This window comes from Alterinioella sp. B-7, assembly GCF_056857775.1.
Window position 1 is genome coordinate 1 of sequence record NZ_JBSXNT010000029.1, and the last position, 13,952, is coordinate 13,952.

The 13,952-nt window shown below is 59.4% G+C and carries 9 protein-coding genes and 5 pseudogenes; 12 read left to right on the top strand and 2 right to left on the bottom strand.

Going from position 1 to position 13,952, the window contains the following annotated elements; all coding sequences use genetic code 11:
• The 8 genes and pseudogenes from AC13C7_RS07915 to AC13C7_RS07950 all read left to right on the top strand — a co-directional run.
• The coding region (locus tag AC13C7_RS07915) for a hypothetical protein (RefSeq protein ID WP_482867143.1) at positions 1–231 on the top strand (231 nt) is incomplete at its 5' end.
• A gap of 170 nt (positions 232–401) precedes the next feature.
• Positions 402–629 (top strand): annotated as a pseudogene (locus tag AC13C7_RS07920) (DDE-type integrase/transposase/recombinase); the annotation flags it as partial.
• A gap of 544 nt (positions 630–1,173) precedes the next feature.
• On the top strand, positions 1,174–2,199 hold the full coding sequence (gene galE / locus AC13C7_RS07925; protein ID WP_482867144.1) for a UDP-glucose 4-epimerase GalE: 1,026 nt from the start codon (positions 1,174–1,176) through the stop codon (positions 2,197–2,199).
• A gap of 16 nt (positions 2,200–2,215) precedes the next feature.
• The gene (locus AC13C7_RS07930; RefSeq protein WP_482867145.1) at positions 2,216–3,613 is read left to right on the top strand and encodes a phosphomannomutase; all 1,398 of its coding nucleotides are present in this window, start codon (positions 2,216–2,218) and stop codon (positions 3,611–3,613) included.
• Between the two features lie 88 nt (positions 3,614–3,701).
• Positions 3,702–4,715, top strand: a complete 1,014-nt coding sequence (gene gmd, locus AC13C7_RS07935) for a GDP-mannose 4,6-dehydratase (protein ID WP_482867146.1) — start codon at positions 3,702–3,704, stop codon at positions 4,713–4,715.
• A gap of 16 nt (positions 4,716–4,731) precedes the next feature.
• Positions 4,732–7,266, top strand: a complete 2,535-nt coding sequence (locus tag AC13C7_RS07940) for a glycosyltransferase family 4 protein (protein WP_482867147.1) — start codon at positions 4,732–4,734, stop codon at positions 7,264–7,266.
• Positions 7,263–8,186 carry a sulfotransferase family 2 domain-containing protein gene (locus AC13C7_RS07945; RefSeq protein ID WP_482867148.1) on the top strand — a complete coding sequence of 308 codons (924 nt, stop codon included), beginning with the start codon at positions 7,263–7,265 and terminating at the stop codon, positions 8,184–8,186. The genes AC13C7_RS07940 and AC13C7_RS07945 overlap by 4 nt, the downstream gene beginning before the upstream one ends.
• Positions 8,187–8,251: 65 nt before the next feature.
• On the top strand, positions 8,252–9,664 hold the full coding sequence (locus AC13C7_RS07950; RefSeq protein WP_482867149.1) for a mannose-1-phosphate guanylyltransferase/mannose-6-phosphate isomerase: 1,413 nt from the start codon (positions 8,252–8,254) through the stop codon (positions 9,662–9,664).
• 71 nt (positions 9,665–9,735) lie between these two features.
• Here AC13C7_RS07950 and AC13C7_RS07955 read toward each other — a convergent pair.
• Positions 9,736–9,906, bottom strand: a pseudogene (locus AC13C7_RS07955) (integrase core domain-containing protein); the annotation flags it as partial.
• 79 nt (positions 9,907–9,985) lie between these two features.
• On the opposite strand from AC13C7_RS07955, the pseudogene AC13C7_RS07960 reads away from it, so the two are divergent.
• Positions 9,986–10,947: pseudogene (locus AC13C7_RS07960) on the top strand (IS1595 family transposase).
• On the opposite strand, the gene AC13C7_RS07965 reads toward AC13C7_RS07960, so the two are convergent.
• Entirely contained in the window at positions 10,904–11,299 is a 396-nt protein-coding gene (locus AC13C7_RS07965; RefSeq protein ID WP_482867150.1) for a hypothetical protein, read from the bottom strand. The pseudogene AC13C7_RS07960 and the gene AC13C7_RS07965 sit on opposite strands and share 44 nt — an antisense overlap.
• A 26-nt stretch (positions 11,300–11,325) precedes the next feature.
• On the opposite strand from AC13C7_RS07965, the pseudogene AC13C7_RS07970 reads away from it, so the two are divergent.
• The 3 genes and pseudogenes from AC13C7_RS07970 to AC13C7_RS07980 all read left to right on the top strand — a co-directional run.
• Positions 11,326–11,721 (top strand): annotated as a pseudogene (locus AC13C7_RS07970) (transposase); the annotation flags it as partial.
• Between the two features lie 341 nt (positions 11,722–12,062).
• Entirely contained in the window at positions 12,063–12,830 is a 768-nt protein-coding gene (locus AC13C7_RS07975; RefSeq protein ID WP_482867151.1) for a sulfotransferase domain-containing protein, read from the top strand.
• Between the two features lie 228 nt (positions 12,831–13,058).
• Positions 13,059–13,816: pseudogene (locus tag AC13C7_RS07980) on the top strand (IS5 family transposase).
• Positions 13,817–13,952: the final 136 nt, after the last annotated feature.

The following is a 13,952-nucleotide window of genomic DNA, read 5'->3' on the forward strand; positions in this document are numbered from 1 at the left end:
TCGACAAAACGCAATGGGCGCAGCCGCTTGAGCTACTTGATGGCTCCGCGCCTGCGCCCATTGCTCACGCCGCCGAATGATGGCACACAAAAGGAGAACAAGCTCGATTTAAGAGTGGCCCCGAAAAAAGGGGCAGGTCAGATCCTCGGAGAACGCCTTGAAATTTCCGCTCTGGAGAGGGAGAAGATGTGCGGAGTTTACGTCCATAAAGCAGGTGCAAGCTCTCATTAGGCCAGAGATCATCATCTGGTGTGCTTCATTCGGATCGTGAGATCCAGGCTCATCTCCCTGTCGGACATGACTGATCTTACCCCCGTTTCACTGGACATTCAGGCGGTTGTGGTTTGCGCTGCGACGTATTCGCGTGTCGAGCGCATCTTCAGCCCCGAGTGCCGGATGCCCGACCGAACCAGGTCTAAAGCGCCGATATCACTTTCGTGCCAGTCAAGAACGGCTTCCTTTATCTGGTCGCCATCATGGACTGGGCGACGCGCAAGGTGCTGAGCTGGCGGCTGTCGAATACGATGCATGCCGACTTTTGCGCCGAAGCGCTGAACGAGGTCATCGCCAAACACGGGCCACCCGAGATCATGAATACGGATAGTCATATGATGGCCACCAGTTCTCGGGTGGTTTGACTCAAACACTGATCGACCTGATACGTGTCTTTCCCTGGACCTGTCGACCGCCCGGGAGCGCCATGCGATGAGGCTTTGTCTCGAAGATGCCGCGTGACCCGAGAAGGGCCTGACCGCTTGGTCTCATGACTGTCCTGTCCGTGCATTCTTTCTGGCGAAGTATGTCTGTCACCGTCGGAAGGATGATCCCATGGCCAAATCCACTCAAACCACCCCAGTTGTCGGTGGGGTTGATACGCACGACAACAAAGGAGAGCACGAGAAGCACCCGATGAGGAATGGCTGAACATCCATCGGGCCTCAAACGGACAGGTCGCCGGATCCCGTGGATGTCCTAGGAGAACCGCGCTTGCTTTATGGGGATGCGTTCAGCTGCCACCATGGTTTCCGGAGCAATTCTGCCCGTATCTATGGTGACAAGGCTTCGAGGCTCGGCATTCCGGTCATGAAATTCGAGAAGGGGCCTCTTCACAGTTTTGTGGCGCGGATTTGGTGTTTAAGAAGACTTGAGCGGTTCGAGCGGAAAGACGAACGGATGACAGGGACGATACTCCTGACGGGCGGGGCCGGCTATATCGGCTCGCATACCCATGTGGCGCTGGTCGCGGCGGGCTATGACGTGCTGATCCTGGATAATTTCTCCAATGCGCGGACCGATGTGCCCGACCGGTTGGCACGAATTACCGGCGCGATGCCCCGCGTGATCCGCGGCTCGGTGCTGAACCGGGGGCTACTGGACCGGATATTTGCCGAAACGAAGATCGATGCGGTGGTCCATTTCGCGGCGCTGAAGGCCGTGGGCGACAGCATGGCGCACCCGCTGGACTATTTCGCCACCAATATCGGTGGGCTGACGACGCTCTTGCAGGCGATGGAGGTGGCGGGCTGCCGGCGGCTGGTCTTTTCCTCCTCGGCCACGGTCTATGGCATCCCCGACGAGACGCCGACGCCCGAGACCGCACCGCGCCGCGCCATGAACCCCTATGGCTGGACCAAGATCGCGGGCGAGGAGATGCTGGAGCAGCTGACCGCTTCGGACCCGGCCTGGGCCTTCGGCATCTTGCGCTATTTCAACCCAGCGGGTGCACATGAGAGCGGCCTCATTGGCGAGGACCCGACCGATATCCCGAACAATCTCATGCCCTATATTGCCAAGGTCGCGACCGGTGCGCTGCCGAAACTGCGGGTCTTCGGCGATGACTACCCAACACCCGACGGCACCGGGGTGCGCGATTACATCCATGTCGAGGATCTGGCCCATGGCCATGTGCTGTCGCTACAACAGCTATTGCAATCGGGTCAGGGCCACCTGATCAACTTGGGCACCGGTCGGGGCTACTCGGTGTTGGAGGTGATCCGAGCCTACGGGGAGGCTTGCGGGCGCGACCTGCCCCATGAGGTCGTGGCGCCCCGCCCGGGCGACGTGCCAATCTATTGCGCAGAAGTCGTCCGCGCCGCCGGCATCCTTGGGTTCCGCACCCGGCGCGATCTGGCCGATATGTGCCGCAGCAGTTGGCATTGGGTGTCACATCCGCCAAATACAGGCCCAGAGAATATCTGACGAAGGAGTTTCCGGTTTGCCCCCCAAATTTGGCACCAGCGGCCTGCGCGGCCTGGTCGTGGAGATGACGACCGAGCTGATCGCAGATCACGTCACCGCCTATCTGGCGGGCTTCCCCGAGATCGCCACGCTCTATATCGGGCGTGACCTGCGCCCCTCTTCGCCGGATATCGCGAATACCGTGGCCGAGGCGGCGCTGGCGGCAGGCATCGACGTGGTCGATTGCGGCGCGCTGCCCACGCCCGCCCTGGCGCTGGCCTCTCTGGCAGCGGGCGCGGGCGCGATCATGGTCACCGGCAGCCACATTCCCGCCGATCGCAACGGGCTGAAATTCTACACCCCCCGCGGCGAGATCTCGAAAGCGGATGAGGCCACCATCCTGGCGGGCCTGGGCAAGGGGACCGCGGCGAAAGATCGTGGGCAGAAAACCACGGATACGGGCGCGGGCACACGGTTCAAGGCGCGCTATATCGCGGGCTTTGGGCCTGAGGCGCTGGCGGGGCTGCGCATCGGGATTTACGCGCACAGCTCGGTCGGGCGCGACCTGCTGACCGAGACGCTGAGGGGGCTTGGTGCCGAGGTCCTGGAATTGGCCCGCTCGGACAGCTTCATCCCCGTCGATACCGAGGCCGTGGACCCCGAGACGCGCGCCCAGATCAGGGGCTGGAGCGCGGAGCACGGACTTGATGCCGTGGTCTCGACCGATGGCGATGCCGACCGACCGCTGCTGGCCGATGAGGCGGGCGATGTCATTCCCGGTGATCTTCTAGGTCAGATCACCTCGGCGGTGATGGGGGCCGAGGTGCTGGTAACGCCGGTCTCCTCCAATTCCGGCGCGGAAGCGGGCGGGCGCTTTGCCCGTATCATACGCACCAAGATCGGTTCGCCTTACGTGATCGCCGGGATGGAGGCGGCGGGCGGCAAGGTCGTGGGCTATGAGGCCAATGGCGGCTATCTCCTGGGCTTCACGGCGCAAGGGCCCGCGGGCGATATTGCGCCCCTGTGGACGCGGGACTGCTTCCTGCCGATCATCGCGCCGCTGACAATGGCGCGCGCCACGCCCCTCAGCCGCATCGTGCAGGGTGAGCCCGGCGGCGTCACCCGCGCCGAGCGACTGACCGAGACCCCGACCGAACTTTCGGCACGCCTCATCCGTGACCTCGCCACATCGAAAACCGCGCAACAGGCGTTCCTTGCCGATCTGGGCGAGGCCCTGTCGGACACCGACCTGACCGACGGGGTTCGCATGAGGACGCAGACGGGCCGCATCGTGCATATCCGCCCCTCGGGCAACGCCCCCGAGCTCAGGCTCTATGTCGAGGCCGAAACCACCGAGGCCGCGGCTGGTCTTTTGCAGGCCGGTCTGGCAAATGTCAGCCGAAAGATCGACCGGATCCGTTCTACGACCGAATAAGGCGTTGCAGCCCAGAGAGCCCCCGGACTATCAGACCACCCAACCGGCCTGACATGCAGGCTGCATGGAATTTGAAAAGGATATCGCAATGAAAAAGGCTTTTATCACCGGCATCACTGGCCAGGACGGTGCCTATCTTGCCAAGCTCCTCCTAGACAAGGGCTATGAGGTGCATGGCGGCGTGCGCCGGATCTCGCAGCCCGAGCTGCCCCGGCTGGAACAGCTTGGCGTGGCGCGCGACGTGCATCTGCACGAGTTCGACTTGACCGAAACGAACAATATCTTTCGCGTCATCCGCGACGTGGAGATGGACGAGTTCTATAACCTCGCCGCGCAGAGCTTTGTTGGTGCCTCCTGGGACCTGCCCATCTATACCGCTGATGTCGATGGCATGGCAGTTGTCCGCATCCTCGACACGCTGCGCACGGTTCGCCCCGAGACCCGGTTCTACCAGGCTTCGACCTCGGAGATGTTCGGCCTAGTGCAGGAAGTCCCACAGAAGGAGACCACCCGGCTCTATCCGCGTTCGCCCTACGGCGTGGCCAAGGTCTACGGCCATTACATCACCATGAACTATCGTGAATCCTTTGGAATGCATGCCTCGAGCGGTATCCTGTTCAATCATGAAAGCCCGCTACGTGGCAAGGAATTTGTCACCCGCAAGATCACGCTCGGCTTGGCAGAGCTTGCCCATGGCGGCAGCAATCCGGTCGAACTCGGCAATATCGATGCCAAGCGCGACTGGGGTTTTGCCGGCGATTACGTTGAAGGCATGTGGCGGATGTTGCAACAAGACGAGGCCGACGACTACGTGCTGGCAACCAATGTCACCACCACGATCCGCGATTTCTTCACTTATGCTGCTGAGGCGCTCGGAATGGACCTGAGTTGGGAGGGTGAGGGTGAGGCCGAGACCGCGTCCGACCGCAAATCTGGCAAGCAGGTGATGAAGGTGAACCCGAAATTCTACCGCCCCGCCGAGGTCGAGCTGTTGATCGGTGACGCCTCGAAGGCGCGCGAGAAGCTTGGCTGGGAGCCCAGGGTGCAGATCCGCGAGTTGGCGGCGATGATGGCGAAATCCGATTATGACGCGCTTCGCTGAGCCATAGGGGCTAAAGATGTTCAAAGGTTATCAACAGCTGAAATCCACGATGCGCGGGGCCCTGGTGCCCCATGCCCATCGGTTGCATCTAACAGGTCCCTATCGCGGTAATATTGACGGCTATACCGGCAATGAGCTGCATGGATGGGTGGTGAAGAACGGCTCCAGCGAGGGGGCGGTCACTGTCGGGTTGTTCGTCTCCGAGGGGCTGCTGGATACCACCTTGGCCAATGTCTTTCGAGCCGATGTGCGCGATGCAGGCATCGGCGACGGCGAATGCGGCTTTTCCTTTCCGATCAGTCAGGCGGTCCTGGCAGCGGCGGAAAAGAACAGTGGCAGGGTGTTTGTCCGGGTGCTGGATGGCACCGATCATGAGATCGGATCCTATGAGCTGCCATCGGCCGCATCGGGGGGGTTGAATGAAAACTCGCCCCATATGGAGCAGTGCCGGAAATTGCTATTCGGCGATCTGGAGCTTCTGAACACGCTGCTGAAGACCGCGCCCGAGACCGCGTCCAAGGACGATCGCGCCGAGCTAGATCATCAGGGCAGCTTTTTTTCCACCGCATCCGTCCTGCCCACCGAGGCGGTGGATGACAGCAGCCTGGGCAGGCTGCCCGCCTATCTGGAATACACCAAGTATCGCACCCGCAAGGAACGCGATTACGACACCGACGGCAACCCCGATGATCGGGATCATTTCCTGAACTGGTATCTGTCGACCTATGCGGTGGTGCGCAACGGGCTGCGGGTGCCGCTGACCCGGGAATTGATCGCCTATCTGAATGAACCGATCGTGATGGGCGGGCAGAAATACAGCCTGAGCCGGGTCATGTGGTGGCGACTGGTGCGCGACCGCAAACGGCTGGAAAATTTTGATCTGAACGATCCCGAATATTTCAACCAGACCATCTATTGGTGGGCCGCAAGCGAGGCGCGCACCCTCTTTGCCGAAGATTGCCTAGTGCCCCGGCGCTATGTCGACTTGATGCGCGCGGTCCATGTCAGCCGCAAGGATGATGCCTTTGCGTTCTCGACCTTCATGGATCATTACCACCGCAACAACTCGCAGTTCCATTTCCTCAGCGAGATGCGCGCCGAGGACCGACAACTTTTCACCCTCTGCCTGGTGCTGATGGGGGTTCGCCGTCCCGACCTGCTGCGCTATGTCCCGCACCGGTCGCTGGTCAAGCTCTTCGACCGGCCCGAAGGCCGCCCCTCGATCTTCGAAAGCTTCTGCCAGTCGTTGGCCCTGTCCAAGACCGCACCCAAAATCGGGTTCGACCGCTTCGCCGCCGTGCTGCGCGATCAAGGCTATGACCTCTACAGCCACAATTTCCTGTCCCTGACCGAGGACGGCCACCGGCTGGAAGCCGCCAGCCTGCCGCGCGTTACCAGCAAGGAGGTCGCCGATGTCCAGTTGATCGGCCCTTTTGAGAAAGCCTCCGGGCTTGGGCAGGCCACGCGCCTGTCGGCGGGAATCCTGGAGCAGACCGGGCTCAAGTTGAATTGTGTCAATTTCGGCCTCGACAATCCCGCGCCCGAAGGCTTCAGCAAGGTCGGTGACGTCGCCGATTACAAGCAGGCCAGAGTGAACCTTATCCACCTCAACGCGGAATCGATCCCGCTGGTCTATGCCTACGCGCCGGACGTGTTCTCGGGCGCCTATAATATAGGGTATTTCTACTGGGAGCTCGACAGCCCCGCCCTGTGCCACTACCTCGGCATGGAACTGCTGGACGAGATCTGGGTTTCGACCGAATACGGCATCGAGATCTACAAGCCTGAGGCGGGCAAGCCAGTCACCAATGTCGGCATGTGCTACGAAGAGCTGGACGCGATCGACCACGAGGCGGCACGCAGCTTCATCAACCAGCGGTTCCGGTTGAACGGCGATGAGTTCCTGTTCCTGGTCGCCTTCGATTCCTATTCCTTCATCCAGCGCAAGAACCCGGTCGGGGTCCTGCAGGCCTTCCAGAAGGCCTTCGAGGGGGTCGAGGATGTCCGCCTGATCATCAAGACCCAGAACCGCGACAACGTCTCGGATCCGGTGCAGGCGCGGATGTGGAACCGAATCGACGCGATCCTGGCCCGCGACAGCCGCATCATGGTGATGAACGAGACCCTGACCTATGAGGCGCTGTTGCAGCTCAAGGCGGCCTCGGATTGCTATATCTCGCTGCACAAGTCCGAAGGGTGGGGCTTTGGCATGATCGAGGCGATGAACCTGCATGTGCCAGTGGTTTGCACCGCCTATTCGGGAAATATGGATTTCTGCTCGGAGGAGACCGCCTGGCTGGTCGATTACAAGGAAACCGCGCTTGGCCCCGATGACTACATTTTCGTGCGGAAGGGCCAGAAATGGGCCGAGCCGGATGTGACCGATGCCGCCGCCAAGCTGCGCGCGGTCTATTCCGACCCCGAAGCGCGCAAGATCAGGGCCGATGCCGCCTTCGAGAATGTACGCAATAATTTTTCTGAGAAGGCGATCGCGAAGCGTTACAGTGCGCGGTTGCGCGAGATCCTGGCCGAGCGAGGAGAACGAGTATGACCCTCAGCCGCGAACAGGTCGAGTGGGCTTATAGATTGTTCTTGGGCCGAGACCCGGAAAACGACACGGTGATCGAAGCCAAGCGCAAGCTGCCGGATGAAAAAGCCCTGAGCCAGGTCTTCTTCACCTCGAACGAGTTTCGCAGACGACTGGCGGCGTTCGACTATCACCCATCGCAAGACAAGCCGCCGGTTGTCATCCATCTGCATATCCCCAAGACGGCCGGGTCTTCGTTCAACCGTATCCTGGCGGATAATTTCCAGGGCAAATCCTGCTTTTCTTGGCATGGCGACGGCATCAAGACCTTCCGGGAGATGCCGAAGCGGCAGCGGCTGAATATCGACCTGCTCTTCGGCCATGCGACCTATGGCATCCACCGGTTCTTGCGCGACAGTTACATCAATCTTTTCGTGCTGCGCGACCCCAAGCCCCGTGTCTACAGCTTCTACAAATATGTCGAGGCCACCGAGGATCATCCCTCTCACAAGAGCATCGCCGAGGAAGGTATGAGTTTCGGGGATTTTCTGGATGCCTCAACCGAAAGGCCCCAGTTCCGGTGGGATATCGACAACAACCAGATGTTGCGCATCGCCGGGATACGCGACTTTTCGAGCGAACTCGAGATCGACTACACTGCCGAGTTCCAGCGCGCCTGTCGGCACGCCTTTAGCGAGGCCTGCGAGTTTGGCCTGACCGAGGAGTTCGGTGCCTATCTCCAACGCCTAAAGGCGCGCGGCATCCTGACCGACATTTGCGAGCAGCGGCTGAATATGACCAACAGTTCCGACAGCTTTCAGGAGGCAATGCAAGCCCTGACCCGTCGCCAGCATGAGTTGCTGGACTCATATACCGTCTGGGATCAGAAGTTCTATTCGATCTGCAGATCTTATCTCGACAGTCTCTCCAGTCCCGGCCACTGATTGCACCCGTCTTTCCGTTCCAGTTTCATCCGGCATGGTCCCGGACAAATAAAAGGGCCTTTCCCATGATCACCCCCATCCTTCTTTGCGGCGGTTCCGGCACGCGGCTCTGGCCGCTGTCGCGCAAGAGCTTTCCCAAGCAGTTTACCGATATCCTGGGTGAGGAAAGCCTGTTTCAGGCCTCGGCCCGGCGTTTCACCGGCGCGGGCTTCGCCGATCCGCTGGTGGTGACGGGGGACGGGTTCCGCTTCATCGTCTCCGAACAGCTCGAAGAGATCGGCGTGGCCCCTGCGGGCATCCTGATTGAGCCTGAGGGCCGCAATACTGCACCTGCCGCGGTGTCCGCAGCCCTTTTCGCTGCGCGCCAAGATGAAGACGCGCTAATCTTGCTGGTGCCATCCGACCACGCGGTGCCCGATCCGCAGGCCTTCCGCGATGCGGTGGCGCTAGCCGAACCCGCCGCCGCCGCGGGCCAGATCGTCACCTTCGGCATCACGCCCGCGCGCGCTGAGACCGGCTATGGCTGGCTGGAGGCGGGGGAAGAGACCCGCCCCGGCATCCACACCCTCACCCGCTTCATCGAAAAACCCGACGCTGCCCGCGCCGAGGCTCTCTTTGCCGATGACCGCAACCTGTGGAATGCCGGTGTCTTTCTGGCCTCGGTCCAGACGCTGATCGCAGCTTTCCGCGCCCATGCACCCGACATCCTTGAGGGTGTCGAGGCGGCGATGGCGGCCAGCACTGGCGATCTGGGCTTCACCCGGATCGATCCCGCGCTCTGGGCTAGGGTGCGCGAGGAGTCAATCGACTACGCGGTGATGGAGAAGGCCGAGAATGTCTCTGTGGTGCGTTTCGACGGGCATTGGACCGACCTGGGCAGTTGGGAGTCGGTCTGGCAGGAATCACCGCGCGACGAACGCGGCAATGCGCTCTCAGCCAATGTCACCGCCTTCGATTGCTCGGATTCGCTATTGCGCTCGGAAAACGAGGGCATCGAGTTGGTTGGCATTGGGCTGCGAAACATGGTCGCGGTGGCGATGAACGACGCCGTGATGGTGGCCGACATGTCCGACAGCCAGAACGTCAAGCAGGCAGTGAAGACGCTGAAGACGCGCGGCGCCAAGCAGGCGGTGCAACTGCCCGTCGATTACCGCCCCTGGGGCTGGTACGAGACCCTAATCTTGGCCGACCGATTCCAGGTCAAGCGCATCCATGTCCATCCCGGTGCGGCGCTGAGTCTGCAAAGCCATGTGCACCGGTCCGAGCACTGGATCGTAGTCGCAGGCACAGCGCGGGTCACTGTCGATGATGAGGTCAAGCTACTGACCGAGAACCAGTCGGTCTATATCCCGCTTGGCGCGGTGCACCGGATGGAAAACCCCGGCAAGGTACCGATGGTGCTGATCGAGGTGCAGACCGGCAGCTATCTGGGTGAGGATGACATCGTCCGCTATGAGGACGTCTACGCGCGTAGCTAATACGTGTATCTGTTCTTAAGGTATGTACTGCTATCCGACTTTGAAGCGCACGAAGTAGGGTTTTCGCGGCTCTATTTCGATGACGGGCTGGTCACGTCATCGAGATAATGCATGGCAATCGGGGCGTTGTATCCGATCGCACTGTGGGATTGGTCTTCGTTATAGTGTCTTCGCCAATCCTCCAGCTTTTCAGGGGCGTTCGCAAGGCTCATGAACCAGTGAGCATTCAGGCATTCGGTCTTAGGTAGCAAATGCACCAAATGATTGACTGATCCTGCGATTAAGAACAATATGAGAACATTCTGACTCCTGGAGGTTCACATGGCGCAGCATTTCCGTCTTTCGGCGGCTGCGCGAACCCTGTCTTTGAAGTCGATCTTCTCGGAGGGCGAGGAGGCGGCCTACGATCGGTTCCGTCGTCTGCGGTGGACGGAGACAGATGGTGAGCCGGTCTGTCCCAGCTGTGGCTGCATCGACATCTACGATCTGACGACCAGGCGCCGGTTCAAGTGGCGGCATGCCACCGTCAGTTCAGCGTGACGTCGGGCACGGTCTTCGCGTCCAGGAAGCTCTCATTCGTCGATCTGCTAGGTGCGATCTGTCTCTTCGTGAATACGTCCAAGGGACTCTCCGCGGTTCAGCTCTCGCGCGACCTGGATGTCCAGCATAAGACGGCTTTCGTGCTCATGCACAAACTGAGGGAAGCAATGCTGGCCGAGACAAGGGACCTTCGTCTGGACGGCGAGATCGAGGTGGATGGCGCTGCCTTCGGTGGTCACGTCCGGCCCGCCAACCTGCGGGAAGATCGCGTCGATCGTCGGCGCCTCGCACATCGGAGCGGGAAGCGCCGGGTCGTTGTCGTGCTCCGCCAGCGTGACGGTCGGACGTTGACAAGGACGTTCCTCCGCGAGGCACAAGGTGTCGAGTTCGCGCGGGAACGGATTGCTTCCGGCGCCGTTGTTTCGGCCGACGAGGTAACCCATTGGGATCTATTGGAGACCGACTTTGACATGCGAAGAATAAACCATTCAGAGGGTTACAGCGTGGGAGGTGCTCACACGAACCTCGCCGAGAGCTTCTTCTCGCGCCTCAGACGTATGATCGGCGGACAGCATCTGAAGGTCGAAGGGCGGTACCTGGATGCGTACGCGGCGCACGCGGCCTGGCTCGAGGACCATCGCGAGGAGAGCAATGGTCGCCTGGCGGACCGTCTGATCAGCGGCGCGCTCGGGTCCCCGGTCAGCCGGTCGTGGAAGGGGTACTGGCAACGACGCGCAGCGTGAGCGCATCTCCAGCGCCCCAGACGCACATGCCCTTCCGCTTCTCGATCATCCGCACGAGCTTCCGCCGCTTGGCATGGCGCAGTGCCTGGACAACCTTGAAGACCACCGAGTTCCGGAGAACGGTATCGGAAATATCGAGATCACGCTCCGCCATGACACGTTCGGCAAGTTCGCGCGTCGTCAGTTCGTCGTCCACCCCGAGGTGACGGACGCAGATGTCGGCGATTTCGCCCTTCTTGAAGAAGCCGTGACTGACGATGTAGCTGGCGCGCTGACGTTCCGGTGCCGCGAAGAGTTCGATGGTCGCGTTCACGTGCGCCAGATCGTGCTTGGCGTGCGCGATCAGGCGCAAAGCCGGGACCACCCAAGATTGAATGACATCCGGGCGAATTGTTCCCAAAAATCGGCTTCATCGTCACCAATATGCTGATGGACCCGGACTAGGTGGTACGCTTCTACAACCAGCGTGACACCGCAGAGCAGCACATCAATGAAGGCAAATACGCCTTCCGCTGGACGCGGCTTTCGTGCAAGCGGTTCAGCGACAACGAGGTCCGGCTTCAACTGCACGCGCTGTCCTACAACCTGGCCACCTTCCTGCGCTGCATCGTACTACCAGAGGCCATGGCCGACTGGCCGCTGACCAGCCTGCAGCTGATCAAGATTGGTGCCCGCGTCGTGCTTCACGCTCGCGCCATCACCTTCCAGCTTGCCGAGGTGGTGGTCAAAGGCCCCATGATCAGGGCCATCCTAACTGCGATCTACCGCCTTTGAGCGCCGCCGTCATGTGCGTGACCGCGACCCTGATAGAAACTGAACGAAAGCGGCAGGACGGGTCCGTCCACCGCGCTGAAGAACGGCGACGCAGTGCCGGGATGATGCGAGTTTGCGGCCCGACGTGCCCGCATTCGAGCGTTCTCCCCATGCAAGCGCTGCACAGGGCCCAAAACGCTTGATCAGTAAGTGAAATCAGGTGATCTTGGCATCAAGCAGCATTCCACTTGGGGAATGTCGGAAATCTGTCGCTATGCGCTTTTCTGCAGAGAAATGCCGGTTGCGTAGGCCCTCTTGAAGTTTACTCTTACAAGGGGTTCGATCCACCGAATCAGCTAAGTATGGAGATGAAATTGTCGGAGCAGAGGATAATCGGTATATACTCCTTCCCCAAATCCGGCAATACTTGGATCAGGCAGATATTTGCATCACTTTTGGGCGTTGACAAAGGTGATCTTCCTGCATTTGTCCCAGATGTTCACCAGGGAGAGATTCTGGAAAATCTCACCCCCTTTGGAAACTACAACTATTTTCTTTACAAAAGCCACACTGATGTTGAATTGAGGAACTTCAAGGGCAGAAAGGTGGCGAATGACCTCATCATTCATATTCGGCGCCATCCGCTCGACGTATTTGTTTCATACTTAAACTTTATTTCTAATAATGTTACAGGGGATGCACCCATCCCGTTTGAGAGCGTTGATAGCATCGTTGGAACCGATCTATTTTCTGCGTATTTTATGAATTTCGTGATATCAGGAACCCTACAGCCAAGCTTCAAGCCCGCTGGGAGCTGGTTCCAATCAAATAAATACTGGGTTTCTAGGGCTGGCGAGGCAGGAACGCCTAGGGTTCACTCAATCATGTATGAGAACTTGATTGAAAATGGATCTACAGAGTTGGAGTTTTTGTCTAAATACATGGAGATCGACATTTCTGAGATCGATTCCGCCATGAGCGAAGCCGATAGCCGCACTAAGGCAGACGGAAAATTTTTTTGGAAACGGAAATCTGAGAATTTTCGAGAGTTCTTGAGTTCTGAACAAATTGATTTTTTTTGGAGGGTTCGAGGTGATGATGCTCGAAGAATTGGCTATTTTGAAGCGTAGCATTGGCTACTCAGTCAGTCATCCTGGCCAACCATAATATTGCAAGAGGAAAAAAGAGGTGGATCTGTCGTTCGACTGAATTGCGCTGATCTTACAGATCGCTGGCAGAGCTAACGTGCTGGTTTTTTGTTTTGAATAATAGCTGGCATTAATTGGTCGGCCCCTTAGGTCGTGTTGACAAAAGGGATTCACATGGCGGTGCAGACGTGATTCAAGCTGGTATCTGCAATGGAGACCAGCTTGGCACGAGACCTGATGTCAGACGAAGAGTGGGCGTTCTTTGAACGGTTCATCTCGGCTGTCCGCGCCCCGAATGGGCGCAAACCGATCAACCACCGCCTTGTTCTTGATGGGATTTTCTGGATTGCCCGCACTGGTGCTCCATGGCGCGACCTGCCCGAAGAGTTCGGAAAATGGTCGAGCGTCTACCGGCAGTTCCGGCGCTGGACGCTGGCGCGGTAGTGGGAGGACATCATGGACGCCCTGAACCAAAGCGGGGCGGTGCCGGACGCCCTGCAGATGATCGACAGCACCGTGATCCGCGCCCATCATCAGGCAGCGGGCGCTAAAGGGGGACTCCGCGACAGGGTTTTGGCCGTTCAAGAGGTGGGTTCACGACCAAGATCCACCTCCGCGTCAATGCAGCAGGCCTGCCCATGAGAACCGAGATCACGCCGGGCCAGACGTCCGATTACATGGGGTTCGATCTGGTCATGGCCGACAACATTCCTGAGCCGAGCGTCCTGTTGGCCGACAGAGGTTACGACGCTGACAGCATTCGGAAGAAGATGGAGGCGCGGGACGTGCTCACTCAGATTCCCATGCGCAAGTCACGCAAGATGCGTGTCGGTGTGGATCATTCGCTGTATACGTTGCGCAACCTGGTCGAGCGGTGCTTCAACAAGTTGAAGAACGCTCGCCGCGTCGCAACCCGTTACGACAAAACCGCCGAAAGCTTTCTTGGCTTCATAGACGTTACGTCCTGACCTGCCCCTTTTTTCGGGGCCACTCTTAAATCGAGCTTGTTCTCCTTTTGTGTGCCATCATTCGGCGGCGTGAGCAATGGGCGCAGGCGCGGAGCCATCAAGTAGCTCAAGCGGCTGCGCCCATTGCGTTTTGTCG

Bases quoted from the DNA above. Each gene is read 5' to 3' on its own strand.
- galE (WP_482867144.1), top strand. From the start codon at position 1,174: ATGACAGGGACGATACTCCTGACGGGCGGGGCCGGCTATATCGGCTCG.
- AC13C7_RS07945 (WP_482867148.1), top strand. From the start codon at position 7,263: ATGACCCTCAGCCGCGAACAGGTCGAGTGGGCTTATAGATTGTTCTTG.
- gmd (WP_482867146.1), top strand. From the start codon at position 3,702: ATGAAAAAGGCTTTTATCACCGGCATCACTGGCCAGGACGGTGCCTAT.
- AC13C7_RS07950 (WP_482867149.1), top strand. From the start codon at position 8,252: ATGATCACCCCCATCCTTCTTTGCGGCGGTTCCGGCACGCGGCTCTGG.
- AC13C7_RS07940 (WP_482867147.1), top strand. From the start codon at position 4,732: ATGTTCAAAGGTTATCAACAGCTGAAATCCACGATGCGCGGGGCCCTG.
- AC13C7_RS07975 (WP_482867151.1), top strand. From the start codon at position 12,063: ATGGAGATGAAATTGTCGGAGCAGAGGATAATCGGTATATACTCCTTC.